This window comes from Kitasatospora aureofaciens, assembly GCF_019192735.1.
GTDB lineage: Bacteria > Actinomycetota > Actinomycetes > Streptomycetales > Streptomycetaceae > Kitasatospora > Kitasatospora aureofaciens_A.
On sequence record NZ_JAHTKP010000001.1, the window covers coordinates 448,527 to 469,918 of the forward strand.

Genomic DNA, 21,392 nt, shown 5'->3' on the forward strand with positions numbered 1-21,392 from the left:
ACGATCTGAAATCGTGTCAGTTATCGGTGGGATGCCACAAGGAGCCGCCCTGGCAGGACGGGAGCACAGCCGGATGCTCGTGTCCGGTTCTCACGGCAGCCAGCGGGCGGCCTGCTCCCGGGTCACCCGGGCGGCGTCGACGTACCAGAGCCCGTTCGGCTCGTCCCAGCGGGCCTTGAGGAGCGCTTTGGCCTCGTCCTTCTCCCCGTACGGGACGCTGAGGTAGAGCCGCCCGTCGATGATGTCCCCCGGACGAATCCTCGCCGCACCGGTCGTACAAGGAGCGGCGGGCTCGGACGCAGCAGGCCTCGCGCCGTCGACAGTTCCCCCGGCCGCCCGCGGGTTCCACGCAGCCCGCTCCTTGCGGGCCCGGTCGATGACCCGGCTGACACGTTCACAGGATGCAGGGTCGGTGAAGCGCATCATCAGGTCGGTCGGCCCGCTGCTCGCGAGCAGGTTGAGCGAGCCGTGCCAGAGCACAGTGCTGTCGAGGATGAGGACCTTCTCGTGCATCCGCTCACGGAAGCCCACCTGGCATCCGGCAGCCCGGAGGATGTCGATCTGCCGCTGGTGGCGAGCTGCTCCGGTTGCTTCCCGTTGCTCCTCGGGCGCCCGAGTGTGGACGACGATCCGCACACCGTCGGCCACACGGGCACCGAGCAGTGCCGACCAGCGGCGCACCGGCTGCGGGTCGAGGAAGGCGCAGTAGATCTCAATGCTTGTCCTGGCCCGGGTGATGTCCCACTCCACGGCCTTCTGCACCTCGTCAGCCGGGAAGAAAGCCGGTCGTGCCAGCTCCTCCTCGGACAGGGCTGACAGCTGAGCCGCGTCGCGCGTCGGGATCAGCTGGTCGGCCGAAATCACCTGGGCGTGGCTCTCCAGGTGGTCGAGCATGGCTCGAGCCTCGCTGCGCGAGCCGAGGTGCTTCCGCAGATGCTCGACATCGGCAACGACGATGAGGTGGTCCTGGGCCCGGCTGAGCGCGACGTTCAGCAGACGGCAGGTCTGGGAGGAGAGGCCGGTTCCGGCGTAGAAGATGCCGGGGTCCTTTCCGGCACCGACGGCGGTGTCGAAGATGACGATCGGGCGCTGGCTGCCCTGGAACCGGTGGATGGTGTCGACCAGCCCGTCGTACTCCTCTCCGAACCGGTACTTCAGGCTTCCCTTCAGTGCCTTGACCTGCGCGCGGTACGGCGCGATGACCGCCAGCCGGTCGGTCGCCCGTTCTCCCGCACCGATGCCGGCGCTCTCCCACTTGCGGCCGGGGAGCACCCCCTTGTACTGAAGGCCGCGGACGAGCTCGTGCACAACGGCCTCGTTGACGGTGTTGGCACGGTAGTCGGGCCCCGGGATGCGTTGCGTGGAGGTGTCGATGAGGATCACGGGGACATCGACCAGTGGGTTGGGCGGGATCCGGCTGCCGTCGGCGCGACCGGTGGCGAGCGGCGCGTCGGGGTAGGCGACGGCATTGACCAGTCGGCAGATCGGCTCGCGCATGCGGTACTGAGTGTCCAGGGCCACCAGGCGCGGGTCCTGGCGCACGGAGCCGGCCTCGCTCACCAGGCCAGCCGCGTGGAAGGCGTCACGGGCGGCCCAGTGCCGCGCATGCATGCGCTCGTCCTCCGTGGCCTTCCGGTCGCCATCCCCCTTGGTGACTGCGGGCAGCTGCCGGAAGTCGCCCGCCACGACGATCCGTTTGCCCGCCAGGCCGGCTGCCAGCCATGCCGAGGGCAGATCCACCATGCCCGCCTCGTCCACCACCACGACGTCCACCCGGTCCAGCAGCTTGCGCGACTGGACCGCCTTGGCCACCGTTGCCCCCATGACCCGGCACCGGGACCGTACGGTCTGCTGGATACGGGCGAGCTGCCGGTCGAGGTCCTGGATGCGTTCCTGCAAGGTCCCGGCCTCGCGGACCAGTGCCGCATGCGCCGGAAGGCCTTCGAGGCGAGGCCGGAGACCGGCGAGGCGCCCGCTGGTCGCGCTGATCCGGACGGCCAGTTCCTCCGCCTGCTTCCGGGCGGCCGCCCCGACGTACTGCGCGCCGGAACCGGCTTCGGTGGCCCGGGCGAGTTCCTCCCGCAGTGCAGCGAGCCGGCTCTCCTTTCGCCCGGCGAAGAGGCCCTTCGGCTCCCCCGCCTCGCTGATGTCCAGCCGGAGCCGGGCCGCCTCGGCCTCCGCCCGCAGGGCGTCCCGTTCCGCGGCCCCGGCCGAGTCTCCCGCTTCTTGGTGGGCCTTCCGGTCGTCGGCGAGGCGCTGCTCCAGCTCGCGGGCTTCGTCGTGCAGGGCGACACCGGCGCGGGCCCGTTGAAGGGCCTCCCGCGCGGTCCTTGCCGCCTCGTCCAACTGTGCCGAGACCCGTCCCGCGATCCGGGCCGGGTCGACGAACTCTCCGTACCGCTCGCGCAGCGACGGCAGTTCGACCTCCCCGGCCCGCTGGACGAGGCCCTCGGCGAAGCCCGCCTCGGTCTTCAAGAGGTCGCAGATCCGTTCCAGGGCCTGGTCGACGGCGACCTTGGTCGGCGCCAGGAACAGGACATTGTGCCCCTGCCGGACATTGCCCTCCACGATGTGGCCGACGACGTCGGTCTTTCCCGTTCCTGGCGGGCCCCAGAGGAACAGCGCCTCGCTCGCAAGGGCCTGGGCGACGGCAGTCCGTTGGCGGGGGTTGAGCTTCAGCCCGTGCCAGCCCGCCACCCACCGTTCAGGATCCGCTGCCCGGCCCACCGTCGGCGTTCCCTGTCCGACGATCCACCCGGCGCTCTCGACCCGGATGCCACCGTCGTCCGAACCCGCCGCCTCCAGGCGTTCCCCGAGCACCAGCAGGCCTGCCGAATCGTCCTTCCGCACCTGCACGTTGCGAACCCCGGCCGCCAGGCTCTCGGCCACCACGAGCCTGACCTTCCCGTCCGGCATCGGGGACGCCTCGCCGGGGATCCAGGCACCACGCGCCTGGGAGGGCCGTACGAGGACGGGGCTGCCGTCGAAGGAGCCGGGCCACCTGCGGCAGCCGAAGAGGTACTCGTACCGGCCCTCCGACGCGGAGACCTGCTGCCCGTCCGACAGCGCCGCCTTCTCCGCGTCCTTGGCGTCGTCGCGACGTTCCGCCCGGATCTCCGCCTGCACGGCGGCCAGAAGTTCGGAAACCGGGTATGGCTGATCGGCCTGCGTCATAGGTGTGCGCTCCCCCGTGGCATATGCACAGTGCTTCGCCCACTGTACGGAGTGCGACCGACACCGGGGCCGGATTCCACAAGCCGCTTTCCGCACATGGTTGGGGTAAACGGGACATCTGGCAAAGGCATGTGTACGCCGCCAACATGGATGACCTTCCTGGATGACACCCTCTTCGTGTACGGTGGCCGAATGAAGGACGACACTCGCCCCGCCCCTGATCCGCTGATCACCGGTGCCGAGATCGCCCGGCTGGCCGGAGTGACCCGGGCCGCGGTTTCCAACTGGCGGCGCCGCTACGACGACTTTCCGGCGCCGGCCGGGGGCGGGCCGACCAGTCCTCTCTTCAACCTCGCCGACGTACACGCCTGGCTTGCCAAGCAGCGCAAGGGCCACGATGTGTCCGACGAAGTGCGGCTGTGGCAATCCCTGCGCGGTGTGTTCGGGGACGACATCATCCAGGGGTTGGCGGCGGTCGCCCGACTGCTCACAGACGGTGCACCCCCACCGCGCCTCGGGCCGGAGATCATCCGACAGGCTCTGGAGCTCGCACAGAGCACTTCCAAGGCCGACCTGATGGCCGCTCTCACAGAGCGCTTCCTGGACGTCACCCGACGTGCGGGCTCCGACCAGGTGTCCTCCCCCCGAATCGTCCGGGCGGTTCAGCACTTCGCGGGCCCGGTCTCGGACACGGCGACCGTCCTGGACCCTGCTTGCGGAATCGGCACCCTGCTTCTCTCCGTCGGTCCGGCGGTCGGCCCCGCCCGGTACGGTCAGGACGTCGATGCCACGATGGCCGACTTCGCCCAGCTCCGCGCCGGGCTGAGCGGCTTCACCCGCACTGCGGTCCGGGCCGGAGACTCACTGCGCGACGACAAGTGGCCAGGCCTCAAAGCAGATCTCGTCGTCTGCGATCCGCCGGTGGCCTGGCCCGATTGGGGACGCGAAGACCTCCTCCTCGACGCGCGGTGGGAACTCGGCACGCCCTCACGTGCCGAGAGCGAGCTCGCATGGCTCCAGCACGCGTATGCCCACACGGCTCCCGGAGGCAAGACCGTCCTGGTGATGCCGGCCTCCGTCGCCTACCGGAAGGCCGGCCGACGCATCCGTGCGGAAGTCGTCCGGCGGGGCATCCTCACCGAGGTCGTCGCCCTCCCGGCCGGAAGCGCAACAGCGCACTCCCTTCCCATTCACCTGTGGATCCTCGTACGCCCTGACGGCCACACCGCACAGACCGTACGCATGGTGGATCTCACCGCCAACGCGCCGGACGGGCCCCTCTCTCCCGAACCCGGCCAGGTCGTCGACATCCCGCTCATCGACCTCCTGGACGACACCGTCGATCTCACGCCCGGAAGCCACATCGGCAGCATCAACCGGGACTACCTCGTCGAGTACACAGCCCTCCGCAGCCGGCTGCAGGAACAACTCCGTGCCTTGGATGCCTTGCTGCCCCGACTCGCCCCTGGAGGCGGACCGGGCACGCTCGACACCGCATCCGTCAGCGTCGCCGATCTCGCCCGCGCCGGACTCGTCGAGTACGCCGAGGGCGAGCCGGTCTCCGTCAGCGAGCACCTCGACACCGACTACCTGCAGGGCTTCCTCGTCAGCCCCGCCAACAAGCGCCGTTCCACCAGCAGCAGCGGTACCTTCCGCGCCGACACACGGGGCTCCCGCATTCCCCAACTGGGCATCGAGGCCCAACGTCGCTACGGCGCGGCCTTCCGCGCGCTCCAGGAGGCCGAGGCATGTACCCGCCGGCTCACGCAACTCAGTGAACAGGCGACGGTTCTCGCCCGTGAAGGTCTCACGAACGGTGCTCTGAACCCTCCTGCCGAGGGAGCCTGACCGGCCCTCTCACCCGCGCGAGGGCAGGAAGCCGCTCGGAGACCCACTCCACGAGACGGCAAGCGCCTCCCGGGCACGGGTGCAGGCCACGAAGAGCAGACACCGTTCGCGCAGCATGTCCGTCTCGTGCTGCGACTCGTCCACCTCGGCCGGGGTGATCTCCCGCGCGAACGGCACGGCGTTCGCGTTCACCCCGAAGACGGCCACCGCCCGGAACTCAAGTCCCTTCATGGCGTGCATGGTGGCCACCCGCACACCATCCGTGTCCGGCGCCGGGCCGTCCTTGACGCGCACCACGGGCACTCCGCCACTGACCAGCCTGTCGTGGGCCTTGTCGAGCAGCACGTTGAAGCGACTTGAGACGCCGATATCGGCGGGACGGATCCCCTGGGCGATCCATCCCTCGATCCGTTGCACGAGTGCGGCAATCTCCGCCTGCTCGGAGCCGTGGCCTTCGACGTGGGGCCTTCGACCGTGGAGCAGCGAGCGGTATCCGGCGAGACTGTCGGTCCCCTCGCCGCCCAGGTCCTCAACGGCGGCCGGACCGATGATCCCGGTCGACCACGCGAGAATCTCCTCTGTGCTGCGGTAATTGATGCGCAGCCGGCTGGTACGGCCCTTCACCTGGATCCCTAGCGAGCCCAGCGACACCCGTGAGTCGTAGATGCGCTGGTGCGGGTCGCCCGTGATGAACAGATCATCCGGGCCGGATGCGACAGCCGCCCGCAGCACCCGCCACTGCGCGGGGTGGAGATCCTGCGCCTCGTCGACGACGACATGGTCGTAGCGCGCCACCATGGCCTCAAGCGCCCGCGCCGCCTGCGCGCACACCTGAAGGTGCGTGATCGACCCTCGCGACTTCAGCTCCGCCTCGAAGATCTCGACGGCCGGCCACAGCAACCTGCGTCGTCCCGTCAGCAGCGATCTGCCGCGTCCCGGACGGTCGGAGGCGAGGTAGTCGTCGAGCGTGCGCAGGTCGTGGGCGAGGACCACGTGCCGGTATTCCTGGGCCAGGAACTGCTCGGTCCACGGGAGGTCCAGCCGCTTGCGGATCCGCTGCCAGACCAGCCGCTCCTCCTGGTCCCCGATGAGTCCGGGCACCCGCCCCGCGTGTTCGGCGAGAGTCCGGTGCGCGAAGGCGTTCACGGTCGTCACGTCCACCCGGGCGAGCTGCTCGTCGTCGCCGTCGAGGAGCAGCGCCAGATTCTCCCGCAGGGTCGCGGCCAGCGCGTTGGTGTAGGTGGTGAGCAGGACGCGGGCGTCGGACGAGCGGGACAGCAGGTGCTTCACGCGGTGCAGGGCCACGACCGTCTTACCCGTGCCGGGACCCCCGGTGACCTGGACGGGGCCGCGGTAGGAGGCCCGGTAGGCCACCCTCCGCTGCGAGGGGTGCAGGAAGACCCTCCAGGCCGCGAACGGCTTCTCCAGGATGTCGGCCAGTTCGTCCGGGCCCGAAACGAGGGTGATCCGGCTGGTGGTGTTGGCGATGGCCACGGCCAGACTCTGTTCGGACTCCGGGACGGGCGCGACCGGGCGCCGTTCGACCACGACGTCCCGGTACACCTCCTCCGGCTTGAAGCCCTCCGCCAGGAACTGCAGGACCTCGAACTGGTCCTCCGGCAGGAGCGTCCCGAACGCCTCCAGCTGCGGCTTGTCGACCACGGTCCGCACGGCCCGCAGCACCTGGTCGTCGATGCCGAGGTCCCGCAGCACCGTGTCGGAGTACTCGGCGAACAGCAGCGTCGGCGCGGCCGTCGCCGCCTTCTCAAGGGCCGGGGTCAGCTGCTCGATGGCGACGACGTTGCGGACTTCCAGGGCGCGCGTGGCCGTGTTGACGGTGTAGAGCCGCTTGGCCGCCCAGGTGTACGCGTCGTCGTGCGGCACGACGTTGATGAGCAGGAACACGTCGCTGCCGTCGTCGGGGGCGAGGACGACGCCGCGCCAGAAGTCGTTGATCCTGATCGTCCGCATCCGCGGATCGCGCGCCTTGTCGACGGACTCCAGGTGCAGACCCTTGTCCGCGTGCAGCTCGGGCACGGTGAGCTGCTGGAACTTCTGCATCGCCTTCCGGACCCCGGCTTTGACGGGCTTCTCCAGGACGTCGTAGCTCTCCCAGAAGCTGTTCGCGAACGCGAGCTGCGGCACCGACGGACTCCCTACCCCCTGGCGGCTGTTCCGGTCGTGATCATACCGTCGCCCCTGGGGCCATCTGCCAGGCCAGGGAACGGATTTCACCGAGAAGGTCGGCCGGTCCCCGGTCGAGGTCCAGCGCGAGTTGGTGGATGACGATGCCGGCGTGCCGCACCCGGTGGGCGGCGTGCGGGGCATTGCCCTTGGCGTAGACGAGGTGTCCCTCCCGCAGGCCGAGGGCGGTGCAGTAGGCCAGCATCTGGTAGAGGTCGCCGTCGGGGTAGCCGCCGGACTTCTCGGCCTTGTACTTGGCGTCGGCCACGGCCTGTGGAGTTCCCTCCGGGCCGTACAGCACGAGGTCGGGCTTCATCCGGATCTCACCGGCCTCATCCAGGTGGTGCGGGTCCTGGAGCCGGCACGTACGGTCCGTCGCCCGGAACACCTCGCGCAGGGCGACCGTCACGAAGTCCTCGAAGAGCTTGTTCATGTTGAACAGGAAGCCCTCGATGCTCAGTCCGCCGGCGGTGTGCTCGGGCGACGATCCGTCGAGGACCACGCGGGCCAGGTGAAGTGCCTGCTGGTAGCGGGCGTTGAGACGGGTGGCATGCCAGGCGGGGAGTTCCTGGCCGCGCACCAGCGGGGAGATGTCGGCGAGGCGTGCCCGCTGGTGCAGCAGGCGGCGGCGTACGTCCCGGGGTACGCCGGGCAGGCGGAGCAGGCGTTCGACGGCGGCCCGCAGGATGCGGTTCTCCGCGATGTCGGTGGTGAACTCGTCGTACGCGATCTCCACGGGCAGGGCGGCGCCGAACCGGCGGCGTATCTGCTCGGCCTCGCGGATCCGGCCGCGGACCACGAGGGCGCTGTCCTCGACGGCCCGGTATCCCTGCAGCAGGCCCTGGCGCAGCGCCCGGTCGACCTGGCGTTCCACGGCGTGGGCGAGCGCCGGCAGCAGTTCCCGGTGGTCGCCGACCTCGACCTGGCCCTCCCGCCAGCCGTGCGGGTCGACGCTGTATCCGATGAGGAAGAAGAGGCGGGCGATCGGCACCTTGGGAGTGATCCTGACCGTGACGGGATCACCCCCCGGTACCGCCAGGCTCACCGCGCCGACCTTGCTGCCGGCCCGCAGTGTCCAGCAGCCCGTTCGGTACGGATCGGGGGCGGCGTCGACGATGCGTGAGGCGGCGAGCGCCCTTCCGGTGGCGTCCGGGAGCGGGACGGACACCGCCGGCGCGTGCTCGGCCAGTTGGACGACGGTCACGATTCGGCGCCGGGCTCGGGCTGGTCCTCCCAGACGATGTCGCCCGGCTGCATGACGAATCTGGCGCCCCGGGCTGCCAGTTCGGCTTGCAGCGCTGCGAGGCCGTACCGCTTCTCGATGTCGACGCCTTCGCCGTAGTGGTGTTCCTCCAGCAGCGGAAGGATCTTCGTCCGCCAGGTGCGGTCCAGGCCGCCCTCCCGGTAGACGCCCGGCTTCATCAGGTACGAGGGGCCGATCCGGAAGTCCGCTTCGTCGATCCGGGCGTTGAGCGCGTCCAGCAGGTCCGCCGGTCCGCTGTCACGCTCCTGTGCGGTGAGCCAGCGTCGCAGGAGGCCGCTGGTCGGCTCCGTCCGCGGTGACAGCTCGACGAACGCGAACCGGCGCCGCATCGCGGCGTCGACCAGGGCGATGGAGCGGTCGGCGGTGTTCATGGTGCCGATGACGAAGAGGTTCGGCGGGAGGGCGAAGTCGTCACCGGAGTAGGTGAGCCGGACGGCCTTGTTGCGGTACTCAAGGAGGAAGTACAGCTCGCCGAAGACCTTCGCCAGGTTGGCCCGGTTGATCTCGTCGATGATCAGGAAGTGCGGCACGTGCCGGTTGCCCTCGCGGGAGGCGAGGTCGGCGAGTTCGCGCAGCGGGCCGGCGGTGAGCCGGAAGGCAACCTCACGTGTCTCGGGATCCTCCTTGGGACGGAACCCCTCGAAGAAGTCCTCGTAGGCGTAGGAGGGGTGGAACTGGACGAGCTTGACCTGCTCGGGCCCGCCCCCCAGGAACTCCGCGAGCTTCTGCGCGAGGTACGTCTTGCCCGTGCCCGGGGGCCCGTAGAGCACCAACTGGCGTTCGTCCCAGAGGAGGTCGCGGACCTCCTGGAGCCACTTCACGTCATGGACGAGCAGTTCCCGGGCGAGCTCGGGAGTCGGCTCGGGCAGCGCCAGTTCGCGCCGGGCGGTGAGAGCGGGGATCTCCACGCTCGGGTCACGCTCTATGGCCTCGGACTCGTCCGCCAGTTCCTGGTCACTCAGACCGAGGCCCTTGATCAGAGCCTGCACGGAGGTGAGATCGACGACGTCGTGCTGCACTGAGAGCTTCTGCTGCAACTCCTCGGGCAGGTCGGCGTACGCGTAGCCGACGCTCTGCCACTCCACCGGCCGACGGAGGTTGGACCGCTCGTCCTCCGAGGCCGTCTGTTCCACCGGCCCGGTCACCTCGCCCACGTACAGCAGCCCGCCGGAGATGGTGCACACGGTGTCGCCGGGCTTGATCCGGGAGAGGAAGGCGTGCAGTTCCTCGACGAGTGCCTGCTTCTGGCTGTACGTCGCCGTGGACTCGTAGTCCTCCTGAACGAACGCGCGCAGCTGCTCCTTGCTCGGAGCCTGCCGGACGTTCTGCCGCAGTCGTGATGCGGCGAGGGTGACCCGGCCCTCGGGCAGCCACAGCCGCTGGACAAGGTCGAGACCCGAGACGTTCGAGCCGCGGACCAGCCAAGCTCGGTTGGGCCCGGCCCAGACGCCTGGCATGAACTCCGACAGTGGCCTGTCGTCCTTCGTCCGCCACCGCGACCAGCCGTTGGCCGAGCGGCCCAACAGCACTTCGGCGGCGGCGGAAGGGGAGCCGCACTCCAGGTCCTCGACCAGTTCGAGGTGCCCGGGCCAGCGTTCAGAGGGCCGCAGCTTGCCCTCGTTGATCAGCTGCGTCCGCAGGCGGCTGGAGGATGCCTGACGCTCCGTGTAGGACGGCACGACCTTGCCCCGCGCCGGCGCCCCCGCGTACACCAGGAACTTCTGACTGCCGTTGCTGCCCTTCTCCGGCAACAACCGCCCGCGCGCAACGGGCCCTGCGACGGCCAACCGCAGCTTGAACTCCTGATACTCGTCTTCCACGGCCGCTCCCGCCCCTCACCCTCGAAGATCCTGTGCGCACAATAAGGCCTGACACCGACAGGTACGCCAGCAGGCCGAGAGGTCAGGCGGCTTCAGCCCGGTCCAGTGCGGCGGCACCCGGCTGCGCGAGCCACACCAGTCGCGCGGTGATCCCCGGCCGCCCGCCGAGGAGATGCGCAGCCCGCTCAGGCGACGCAAGGGTCATCCGCGTCCACCCCTCCCTCACCCCAACCAGCGGTCCGCCAGGCCTCGTGCCGGGCTCCAGCGCGACTTGTCGAGGACGGCCTCCCTGGCGAGGTCGTTGGAGGCGTGCAGGCGGCCGGCAGGAGACACCAGGAAGACAAAAGCCTTCGCCTGGTCCGCGAAGGCGAGGGCGGGTCGCGTGGCAGAGCTCTGCGACAGGACCATCAGCCGCCGGCCTTCCACGGCCGCGCCACCGTACAACCGCTGTAAGTCCCCAAGGCCCATGCTCTTCGACCGGCTCCACCACTCGATGCGAATGCTCCCCGACTCGAGTCGGCCGCCCACGCTGTCCGGTACGACGTCCGTGAATCCCATCCGGGCCAGCTCGTGTGCGACGCCCTCGACCAGAACCGAACCCTCCGGTCGTGCATCCGCCTGCGACCACTGCGCGGGCAGGGTATCCCGACCGGTGGACCGGTCGTCCACGGTGGGGACGCGGGGAAGGCGGGCCAGGTCCGCGACCAGTCCCGCAAGCTTCGCCCGGTCGACGAGCCCGGACTCCACCCCCGGTACGGAAGACGGCTCGTCGAGCAGAAGATTCCCCAGGTCGAGCCGCTGCCAGGACCCGCCGCCACCGGCCCGGACGTCGGCACTCCATCCCGACAACGGCTTGTGTGACACCGTGATCGAACAACCCAGGCCCTGGACTACAAGGAAGTCCCCGCGGTCGCGGCCGAAGTATTCGGCCTTCGTCCCGCGCTCGGCCTCCACCGCGCGGCACCTGTTCTGCGCAACGGCCATCAGCACATCCACGCCACGGGCCGCCAGGTCGTCCGCGAGCGCCACGATCTCGCCTGCCGCGGGCTCGTCCCACCTCCAGGGGCTCCGCTCCCCGCCGCCTTCGAGCTCGGCCACAGCCCTGGCGTGGAGAGCGTCTACAAGGACGTCGGTGTCCGTCGTGCCGTACCAGATGCGAGGCGGCTCGGAGATCCTCGGCCCCACGACCGCCCAGACCGGGGTGTGGTCGTACGGCTTGTCGAAACGCATCTGGGCAAGGACCACGGAACGCCCGCCGGTCAGCGGCACCGACAGGTGCGGCCCAGGGGAGTGCGACACCTGAAGGCGCCCGGCAAGATCAGGATGCCGCGTACGAAACGTCTCACCGAGCGCCTCGTACATGAGAAAGCTCCCGGTCGCTGCAAGCATGTCACTCGTAGGGAAGCCCACGACGGTCCCATCTTCCTGCTGTCTCGTCAGTACCGTTCACGTCGAGTCGGATGCTATCGCCGACGAACGATGGCCGTGGCAACCAAGCCTGACGCTACATCAGCAGGAGCAGCAACGACGCGGGCATTCACGCGAGGAACAGAACGGCGCCGACGCGACCCACCGGTGCGGGCCCCACTCTGTGCGCTGCCGGCGCGACATCCACGGGCACTCGATGCAGCCGGGCAACGCGGGCGCGCGAGTTCAGGCGGCTTCGGCCCGGTCGAGCGCGGCAGCGCCCGGCCGCGCGGGCCAGACCAGCCGCGCGGTGATGCCCGGCCGCACGGCGAAATGACGCACGGCATGCTCGGGCGACGCGAGGGTCATCCGCATCCGCCCGTCAATGCCGATCACGTGGGTCAGCCCGTCATCGTCAGCCAGCCCCCAGGCCACGACCCACCCGTCGGCGTCCTCAAGGCCGTCGCCGTACACCTGGACGACGGCGAACAGTCGGGGCGCGGTGTCGAGCACGAGCCCGCACAGCTCCTGGTCGAAGGGCACGTGCGCCAGCGGCCGAGGCGTGACCGGGCGGGGGTTTGGCGAGGGCGCAGCAGTCATGGAAGTCTCCTGCCTCAAGGCATGGTTGAACCAATGGGCACCACCTTTGGTGACTGTCCCACTCCATACCGTAGCGTCGCTCGTGGCATAATTTCCATACAGCTCGTTGAAGACTTGCCAGATCACCGTGGGGATGAACGAGAGGATCACGATGGCATCGAGTGGTGCCCCGACCTTGCGGCAACAGCGCCTTGGGCTTGAGCTGCGCAAACTCCGCGAGAACGCCGGACTCAGCTCAACTGCCGCCGCCACTCGTGTCGGAGTGAGTCAAGCCCACATGAGCCGAATCGAAGCAGGCCGCTACCCGGTGAGCGCGGAGCGAGTCCGCGCCTTCGCTCGCGCGTACACCTGCGCAGACCAGGGCCTGATCGACGCTCTCGCCGGCATGACCGGCAGGCGGGCTCGGGGATGGTGGGAGGAGTACCGCGACATCCTGCCGCCAAACATGCTCGATCTCGCCGAAACGGAACACCACACCACGGCGATGCGCATCGCCTCGGTGATTCACATCCCCGGCCTGCTCCAGACCGCCGACCAGGCACGCGCGCTCGCCAGCAACGCCGTACCGCCCCTGGCGCCGCACGAAGTGGAACACCGAGTGTCGTACCGGATCAAACGGCAGGCCATCCTTTACGGCCCGCAGGCGATCCCGCTCACGACGATTGTCCATGAGGCAGCCCTGCGGATGGGGTTCGGCGGGCCAGCTGTGGCCCGTGCACAGCACAGGCACCTCATCGAGGCGAGCACCCGCGAGAACATCTCGGTTCTCGTGATCCCCTTCGGCGCCGGCACGCTCCCCGGCTCCGGGCAGTCCATCGTCTACTGCTCCGCAACCGTGCCCCAACTCGACACCGTGCAGCTCGATACGTATCACGGCTCCGAGTTCCTCGACGCCCAAGCTCAACTGGTGAAGTACCAGAAGGTTCTGGACCTCATGGAAGCCTGCACCCTCAGTCCCGCGAAGTCACGTGATCTCATTGCCCGAATCGAAAAGGACACCTGAGAGGAAGCGCCATGTCAGCTCTCAACTGGCAGAAGTCCAGCTACAGTTCCGAGTCGGTCAACTGCATCTATCTCGCTGCGGCCCGCGACGGCAGCATAAAGATCCGCGAGAGCGACGACCCTGACACCATCATTACCACCACACCCGACAAGCTCCACGCCTTCCTCTGCGGCGTCAAGGCAGGAGAGTTCGACCACCTCACAAAGTGACTCGCCCCCTCGCGGGCATCAGCCCTGCCGTCGGCCGAGGCTCATGATCAGCAACATCGCCGACAGAACAACCCCGAACCAAGCGGCGCCAGCAGCGACCCCGGCCGGGTCGAGGAACCCTCGGCACGCGACCAGCCCCACGAACACGCCCCAGGCCGTCAGGTCAGAGCCGGGCGGCATGGGCTGTGCCGTGCCCACCTGCCGCCGAGGAACCCAGAGGCGCAGCAGCCACACCACCGTGGCCAAGGAAACCAGCCGGACGGCAACATCCGTCCACAACGGGCCCGCGATCCCATCGCCGAATCCCAGGAACGTCGTCAGCGTGAACCAGCGGATCGGCAGCAGCCATGCCAGCCGCGCCCGCTGCCCAGAAGACGCGGCTTCAGCAGCAGCCCCTCCGAGGTCCTGCGGCGCCGAGGACATCGACGCACGCGGGGCGGGACGAACGGGCGCTCCGTCGAGATACCTTGCGCAGCCAGGTAGCGGACAAGCCCGTCACCGATGCCGTTGACCTCCTGCGGCCCCAACCGGGCGCTACCGACCGCCCTATCGATGAACTGCCGGCGCAACGCCGCGAGCGCCTGACTCTCCCGGGTGTCACGACTGCCGTCGAGCGCGGCCAGCCGGCGGGCACAGGAGTCCTGCCGGTGCGTTCCGTCTGCCCGGCGGACCGCCCCGTCGTGCTTCTGCTGCGCACGGGTACGGTCCCCGCACCTCCCGGTTACGCCGCCGCAGATCCGCGCGCTCGAACGCCGATCGCCCGGCGAGGAGCCGCCGATGAGCGGCCACCGCCCGGACGAGCCGCCGCCGCTCGGCACGGACCTCGTCAGGGTCCGTGCTGGCGGCGACAGCGGTCATGCTGTCGGTCAATGCGGCCCATCAGCGGTGGAGGCGGGGTGGCGGGGGCCTTGGCCGGGGGGCGGAGTGAGGGTGGAGGTGAAGTTCTCGCCGTCCACGAGGGGGGTGGTGAGGCTCACGCCAGCGGCAGCCATGCGGTCGTAGATGGAGAGGATTAGCTCTTTGGTGCGGTAGGCGCCGTACTTGGCCTCGTCCTTGCGCTTAACGATGGGGAAGGTGTCGAGGATGTAATCGACGTCGCCACGGGCGATGCCGTAAAGATGGAAGAAGAAGGCGTCGAGCTCGGCACGGATTACAGCACGACGAATCTCGTCCCAGCGAAATGGTTCTCCACCATCTCCCATATCCCGAGCAAATGGGCGCATATCGACGGCAGTATAGGAAAGTTCATCGACGCGGCAGGCAAGCCAAGGGAGATGCGGAGCGAGAATATTCGGGGGAGGCACGGGAAGCTGCTTCCAGATGAACTTACTCATGCTCGTACCCCCAATCTTCTGACGGCTCACATAATCAAAAATGAAAGATGCCTGGCACGCATAGAGACCGGAAATCTCCTCCGGGCTTCGCAACGAAATCAAGATGGGAAGCTTATCGCCAACGGCAGCACGGGGAACGACAGCAGGGATTGCCGTGCGATCATCAGTCGCCCTAGCTACATCCCGCCATCCGAGCAGCCATTCATGCCCCCAACCCTTCTCATTCAATCTCGCGAGCACCATTCGCTCATTCACCCAGTAGCGCGGAATTGCTAGCATTCGGGAATTCCGCTTATCGGCCAACGCAAGGTCGGCGACAATTCCGGCTGGCGAATAGGTGGCCCAGCGGTGATCGAAATGATGCGCCATCTTCCCTTCATACAGGGGAAGCAGCTTATCATTTTCATTGATGCGAGAATTTCCAAGCCATCCCCATCCATCATCCTCAAGTGCCGACGCCGACGAGAAGAGGTCAGAATCATGCGACATGTTGAACATGTCCATGAACGATACGCTCCACGGGTTTCCAGAGGTTGCGTCATCCTCAACAAGCACAGGGAAAAGTCGATAGACATCGAGCACGATTCTGGCATCCCGGCGACTGCGGAATACCGGGCACGTCCCAGTGTTCGGATTCAGGGAAAGGATTTCTTCCGGCTCAAGTGAGAACTTGACAGAACCATCGGCCAAGTCGTCCGGAGAGCGTAGAAAGAACGCAAAGTCTGCCGCTCTCTCGCGAAGCGATGTGCCAGCCACCGAGAGGATGCTGAATTTGAAAGAGCGGTGCACATCGGGAAAGATAGGCGCCGAGTTCTCAAAATCAAACAGCGCCGCCAGGGAACGCCCTTGGACCAGACTCTTAAAAAAGTGCTGCGTCCTAGCGTCTGTCGCGATCCCAGTTGGGGTAATCGCCCCCATTCGACCATAGCTTGAAATTAGAGATCGGCCAGTTTCAGCAAAAAGAGAATAGGTATTAAGGTTCCCTTGACCGGTAGTCGGAAACCTCTCAGATTTACGCAAGAAGTGGCTCTCGGCGTGAACCTTTCGCTTCTCCCGTGTATATTCGTCAAACAAACTGCGATTCTCGGAATCGCGCTCAAGTGCATTGATCATCTTCTTGCGGGCTGCTGCATTGGGTGCCGCCGAAATAGCGGGAGAGCGCTGCGCAAAGAACTCCTGCTCCTTGAGATCAACGCTATCCCACGGGGGATTTCCTAGAACACACGAGAAGCCACCTGTCCAACCCGTCGCCTCATTCATGCCGGAAGTTGATGCAGAAACCGAAAAGACATCCGGGAACTCAAGGTGCCAGTGAAAGAATTGATGCTGGCGGAAAAGGCGAACGATTTCATCGTTAGTACTTTTTGGAACCGAATCCGGCTCCGCATTCTGGAGATTACGGAATACCTCCTCGGTTACGGCCATCGGGGCTCCATGAATCTTTTGCCACATGAAGGCTGCACACCAGGCGTCCGCCAAATGGCGGGCGCGAATATACTCCGTAGAATTCTCCAAATCGCGGAATGCCGCCTCCTGCAACCGCACACTTGCCAAGGTGTCGGACGAGGACGCCGCGATTCGGCGAAGGTCGGTCGCGAATTCCGTGTTTGCGACCTTAATCTCACTGGCAACATTGAACAAACTACGCTGGCCGGCACGTTCTAGGCCATTCTGCTTTTCTAGGGATTTAGCTACGTTCTTGTCATCTCCCTCGATAGGCTTGAAGGCGTCATTCGGAACGCCGCCTCGCAGCAGCTTCGGCGTAGCACCAATCAGCGCGTTGCCGTGCTTCATGTGGGCGTCGAGGAAGCTCAGCGCCTTGCCCGGCTCCAGGGCCTCCAGCCACAGCGACACCTTGGCCAGTTCCACGGCCATCGGGTTGAGGTCCACGCCATAAATGCAACGGGCGACAACCTCGTGGAGGGCGTGGCGGACGGCGACAAGCGTCGGCTCGGGGTTGCGCTCGCGGACGGCCGCAACGCGCTTGGCAATGCGGCGGGCGGCGGCAACGAGGAAGTGGCCGGAGCCGCAGGCAGGGTCGCAGACCGTCAGGGCCAGCAGCTCGGCGACGATGTCCTCCGCCGGGTCGGGTCGGCTGGCGGCCTTGGCCGCCTGCTCGCCGCGCTTGACGGCATCGTCAATGACCGGGTCGAGCGCCGAGTCGAGGAGGCAGTCAATCAACGAGGACGGGGTGTAGTAGGAGCCCGTGGTCTTCCGGGTGTTGCCGGCCAGCTCGACGAGTTCGAAGGTGCGGTCCACCGCGCTGTGCTGCGGGACGAGTTCGAGAAGGGACTCGTAGATGGAGCCCAGCTCCTCCGCGTCCAGGTGGCGGTAGTCGACGGCCCGCCAGCGGTGCGATCCGATGTCCCGTACCTGGGCGAGGTGGCGAACTGCCGTCAGCAGGTACTCGTTCGACAGGGAGAGACCGTCCAGCGGGACGTCCGCGTCGCCGTTCGTGAACAGGCCGCCGAGCCCCGGCAGTCCGAGCTCCGGGCGGCCGTTCTCGTCGCCCAGCGCGTCGAGGACGACCCGCAAGGCCTGCCACCTGTCGCCGTGCGCGGTGCCGCGCCGGCGCCGCGCGTGAGCGCGGAGTCGGGCGGAGGAGAAGTACATGGCGTACCGCTCGCGTTCCTGCTCCCCCACCTCGGGCGCGTGCAGGGCGTCGCGGTCTTCGGCGACGAACAGGAACAGCAGCCGGTAGGCCAGGCGCAGCAGCGCGTTGTGCAGGTCCTGGGCCTTGAGGTTCTCCCGCAGGGCGGCGTTGTCGGGGTGCCGGAGGAAACCCGTACCCAGGGTCGTGATGGCGTCCTGGACGCCCTTGCGGAGCTGGTCCAGTGCCCTGGTCCCGGAGGCGATAGCCTCCGTGCGCCACTTCTCCATCCGGCACGCCGAGGCCGCCGTACCCTCCGCCACCTCGAACCGCGAGACGTGCAGCAGCCGGTACAGCAGCACAAACTCGCTGAACAGCTCACCGTCGAAGATGGCCTCAAGGTCGAACTCGACGTACGACGCCGTGGCGAGCGCACTGGAGTCGCGCAGCAGCCGCAGCCGACGGCCGTTGGAGAGCACGCCCCACAGGTGGGCCTCCGTGCGGTTGAGGCACTCCTGGAGCATCGACTGCGGCGGGACGGTGCCAGCCCCACCAACCCGCTTGTCGAGGTCGGTGTTCCAGGCGGTCAGGTGGATGAGGGTGTGCTGCCAGCGGTGGCTGACCGCAAACAACCTCTCCGCGTCACCGTCGGCGGGGATGCCGGCCGCACCCACAGCCGTCAGCCGCCCGAAGCCCAGCTCGGCAAAGAGTGGCTCCAGCCACTGGGCGGTAGCGAGCCCTGTGGGGTCGGCAGCGGGGGCACCCGTGTCGGCGTCCTCAGGAAGGCGAGCACGCAGTTCGCGCCAGGCGCCCTTGAGGTAGTCCCAGTGGCGCTCGGCATCATCACGGACCGAACGGGACCCGATGACGCCGTAGTCGGCGGGCTTCGAGCCGGAGACGTCCTTGCCCTCGGCGATCCGGACCAGTATGTCGGCGGGCAGCAGCCCTCCGACGGTGTGGACGGCGGAGAAGACTTGGTTGCGGGTGGTGGCGGACATCAGACGCCCTCTCCGGTCGACGTGGTCGCGGGCAGGTAGACGTAGGCGCCGAGCACGTCGGCGGGCTGCTGTGCACGCACGCGCAGGCCTCGGACGATCTCGCCGGTGGCCTCGCGGACGCGGCGGTGGGAGGCGTCGAGTTCGGCGGCGAGCTGCTCGCCGTACGACTCCAGATGACCCTGCACATCGGGCAGTTGACCCAGGATGCGGCTCATCGTCCGTTCGCCGAAGTGCAGGTCGGTGTTGAGAGTGGCCTGGGCATCGAGCAGAGCCAGCGTCTCCCCGTCGGGCAGCCAGATGGCGTTCCTCGGCGCGCCTTGGAAGGCGAGCAGCCGGGCGTCCTCGGCGACGATCTGCTTTTCCCCGCTCCGCGAGGGCAGCGTCAGGTGGAACCGGTAGCGCACCAGCAGCAGCGTCGTCCGGACGGACACGGCATCCGTCGTCACGACGCCGCAGCGGCGGGCCGGCCGGCTCCCCTCGGCCAGCGTGTCGAGGGCGGCGTTGAGCACGTGACCAGCCAGGGCACCCACGACCGGGTCGGTGCGGACGAGGGCGGCCTCGCCTCGGGCGACGGCGGGGTCGGTGCAGAACGGGATCGGCCGGCCGGTCTCGACGGCGTCGCCGCCGACAACGGGCGCCAGGGCGTCGCGCAGGCCGGCAGGGGTGCCGGAGACCTCCGCGGTGAAGTCCCCGCCCTCGGTATCCCGGAGGACAGCGCCAAGGGCGTTGAGGGAGTCCCGCACGAAGGTGCGAATCTCCCCCGCACTACCCAGGGCATCACGGATCGCGATGACCTCGCGGGCCACGTCCTGCGGGTGGATGGAGCGCTGGGCGAACCGGGAGCGGGAGGCCTTCTCCCGCTCGGCGGCGGAGTTCCAGTCCTTCTCCAGCTCGGCGGCCTTAACGTCGACCAGGTCGTCGACCGCGAACAGCCCCTCCTGCTGGCCCTCCCTGCCCCGCATCAGCAGCCACTCGACAATTGCGTCCGTGACGCCCGCCGAGGTCTCGTCCGGGACGGACACCGAGATCCCCAGGTCCTTGCGGATCTGCCGGTACTTCTTGATGAGGACTTCGAGCACCTTGCCGTCGATGCCGTTGTCGGCCCCGTACAGCGTGATGACGCGGACCTCGTCGCGCTTCTGCCCGTACCGGTCGACGCGCCCCTCGCGCTGGTCGTGGCGGGTGGGGTTCCAGGCGAGGTCGTAGTGGACGACGGCATCGAAGTGGTGCTGGAGGTTGACGCCTTCCGACAGGCAGTCGGTGGCGACCAGGACGCGGCGGGCGGCGAGGCTGTCCCCCGCCTCCTCGGCGAGCCTCTCGATGCGTTCGATGCGCTGCTGCGGCGAGAGGGTGCCGGTGACGGCGGCCACGGTGGCCTTGACGCCGCCCTTGCCCTGGAGCGCCTCGGCGACATACTCCGCCGTCGGAATGTAGCGGCAGAAGACGATCGGGTTGTAGCCGTCCGCGAGCAGCGCCTTGAGGTGCTTGATCAGCGCCTTGAGCTTGAGGTCGTGCTCGGCGCCCTCCAGCCCGGCGGCCCGCTGGGCGAGGGCGGCCAGCCGAGCGCCCGCGTCGTCGGTCTCGGCGCCGGGCACGACGTCCAGCCCCTCCAGGGTGTCGCTGTCGGCGGAGTCGCTGGTGAGCGGTGCGCCGAGCCGGTCGGCCTCCTCGGCGCTGACGGCGACGGCGGTGGCGGAGCGGGTGGTCAGGGTCTGGGAGGCGGCGCGCGGCGAGGAGACCAGCGAGCGCAGCAGGGCGATCGCGGACCACCAGGCGATGCGGGCCTCGCGCTTGCCCTGCGCCCCGGCCGCCTCGACGCGGTCGCTCGCGTAGGCGATGGCGTCGTCGAGGAGGGCGCGGTAGGCCGGGGAGAGCTTGTAGGTCTCGTCCTTGAAGTACCGGTCGGCGGGGAAGGCGGTCTTTTCGGCGAGGCTGTCGTCGGTGAGACCGTCCTCCTTGGTCAGGTACTGGCGGATGTCGGCGCGCTTGCGCTGGACGAAGTGCCGGGCGAGCAGTTCGCGGCCGCGCTTGCTGTCGAGGTCGGTGTTGGCCAGCTCGGGCTTCACCAGGCCGAGCAGGTTGCGGAAGGCGGACTCCTTGCCGCTGTGCGGGGTGGCGGTCACCAGCAGCAGGTGCCGGTCGTCCTTCTCGGCGACCCGGCGCAGCAACTCGTACCGCAGCTGGTTCTGCGAGGCCCGGTTGCCGGGGCCCGCGGTGTCGTCGGCGGCGACGCAGGTGTGGGCCTCGTCGACGATGACCAACTCGGGGCAGTGGCGCACGAAGTCGTCGCGGTGGCGCGGGGACTTGATGAAATCCGTCGACACCACGACGTTCGGGTACCGGTCGAAGATCGACTGCCCCAAATCCAGGCCGCGCTCCAGGCGGGAGACGGTGGAGGAGAGGACGAGTTCGGCGTCGATGCCGAACTTGGTGCGCAGCTCGGCCTGCCACTGTTCGGCCAGGGCGGGCGAGCAGAGCACGGCCAGGCCCTTGGCCTCGCCCTGGGCGAGCAGTTCACTGGCGATCAGGCCCGCCTCGACGGTCTTGCCGATACCGACGTCGTCGGAGATCAGCAGCCGGACGGTCTTCTGGCGCAGTGCCATCAGCAGCGGGACGAGCTGGTAGGCGCGCGGCTCGACGGCGATCCCGGCGAGGGAGCGGAACGGGCCGGCGCCGGAGCGGAAGCCGATCCGCAGGGCGGAGCGCAGCAGGCCGGCGGCGCGCTGGTCGCCGAGGTCGTCCGGCGAAGGGGCGGCGAACTCGGCGCCCTTGACGTCCTCGAAGGCGGGAAAGACGGCGGCGATGTCGTCGTCGGAGCCGCCGAGGGGGCGCAGCACGAGCATGTCGGCGGCGCTCTCGGGCAGCACGACCCATTCGCGGCCGCGCGCGGTGACCAGGGAACCGGCGGAGTAGGTGGGTGTCATCAGGTGGGTCCTCGTCGAGTGGTTCGTCGGTTCCGTC

At 68.3% G+C, this 21,392-nt stretch carries 12 protein-coding genes; 3 read left to right on the forward strand and 9 right to left on the reverse strand.

What is annotated here, in order from left to right:
- Window positions 1-90: 90 nt before the first annotated feature.
- Entirely contained in the window at window positions 91-3,174 is a 3,084-nt protein-coding gene (locus KV557_RS01940; protein ID WP_218197778.1) for an AAA domain-containing protein, read from the reverse strand.
- Window positions 3,175-3,366: 192 nt separating this feature from the next.
- Between KV557_RS01940 and KV557_RS01945 the strand changes: the two genes are divergently transcribed.
- Entirely contained in the window at window positions 3,367-5,022 is a 1,656-nt protein-coding gene (locus KV557_RS01945; RefSeq protein WP_218197839.1) for an N-6 DNA methylase, read from the forward strand.
- Between the two features lie 9 nt (window positions 5,023-5,031).
- Here the strand turns inward: KV557_RS01945 and KV557_RS01950 are convergent, their stop codons facing one another.
- The 5 genes from KV557_RS01950 to KV557_RS42135 all read right to left on the reverse strand — a co-directional run bounded on the left by KV557_RS01950 (window position 5,032) and on the right by KV557_RS42135 (window position 12,447).
- Window positions 5,032-7,167, reverse strand: a complete 2,136-nt coding sequence (locus KV557_RS01950; RefSeq protein WP_218197779.1) for a UvrD-helicase domain-containing protein — start codon at window positions 7,165-7,167, stop codon at window positions 5,032-5,034.
- Between the two features lie 40 nt (window positions 7,168-7,207).
- A complete protein-coding gene (locus KV557_RS01955; RefSeq protein ID WP_218197840.1) occupies window positions 7,208-8,413 on the reverse strand; it encodes an McrC family protein in 1,206 nt (401 codons plus the stop codon).
- Entirely contained in the window at window positions 8,407-10,290 is a 1,884-nt protein-coding gene (locus KV557_RS01960) for a DUF4357 domain-containing protein (protein WP_218197780.1), read from the reverse strand. Before KV557_RS01960 ends, KV557_RS01955 begins: the two co-directional genes overlap by 7 nt.
- Before the next feature lie 222 nt (window positions 10,291-10,512).
- Window positions 10,513-11,652, reverse strand: a complete 1,140-nt coding sequence (locus KV557_RS01965; protein WP_218197781.1) for a hypothetical protein — start codon at window positions 11,650-11,652, stop codon at window positions 10,513-10,515.
- 291 nt (window positions 11,653-11,943) lie between these two features.
- Window positions 11,944-12,447 carry a hypothetical protein gene (locus tag KV557_RS42135; RefSeq protein ID WP_256176767.1) on the reverse strand — a complete coding sequence of 168 codons (504 nt, stop codon included), beginning with the start codon at window positions 12,445-12,447 and terminating at the stop codon, window positions 11,944-11,946.
- Between KV557_RS42135 and KV557_RS01975 the strand changes: the two genes are divergently transcribed.
- The gene (locus KV557_RS01975) at window positions 12,431-13,300 is read left to right on the forward strand and encodes a helix-turn-helix domain-containing protein (protein WP_256176768.1); all 870 of its coding nucleotides are present in this window, start codon (window positions 12,431-12,433) and stop codon (window positions 13,298-13,300) included. The two genes, KV557_RS42135 and KV557_RS01975, sit on opposite strands and share 17 nt — an antisense overlap.
- Before the next feature lie 11 nt (window positions 13,301-13,311).
- A complete protein-coding gene (locus tag KV557_RS01980) occupies window positions 13,312-13,509 on the forward strand; it encodes a DUF397 domain-containing protein (RefSeq protein WP_218197782.1) in 198 nt (65 codons plus the stop codon).
- Window positions 13,510-13,527: 18 nt separating this feature from the next.
- Here the strand turns inward: KV557_RS01980 and KV557_RS01985 are convergent, their stop codons facing one another.
- From KV557_RS01985 to KV557_RS01995, 3 genes are all read right to left on the reverse strand, one after another.
- Window positions 13,528-13,932, reverse strand: a complete 405-nt coding sequence (locus KV557_RS01985) for a hypothetical protein (RefSeq protein ID WP_218197783.1) — start codon at window positions 13,930-13,932, stop codon at window positions 13,528-13,530.
- A gap of 443 nt (window positions 13,933-14,375) precedes the next feature.
- Window positions 14,376-18,431: an Eco57I restriction-modification methylase domain-containing protein gene (locus tag KV557_RS01990; protein WP_218197784.1), complete on the reverse strand. Its 4,056-nt coding sequence runs from the start codon at window positions 18,429-18,431 to the stop codon at window positions 14,376-14,378.
- The gene (locus KV557_RS01995) at window positions 18,431-21,355 is read right to left on the reverse strand and encodes a DEAD/DEAH box helicase (RefSeq protein ID WP_218197785.1); all 2,925 of its coding nucleotides are present in this window, start codon (window positions 21,353-21,355) and stop codon (window positions 18,431-18,433) included. The genes KV557_RS01990 and KV557_RS01995 overlap by 1 nt, the downstream gene beginning before the upstream one ends.
- Between the last annotated feature and the right edge of the window lie 37 nt (window positions 21,356-21,392).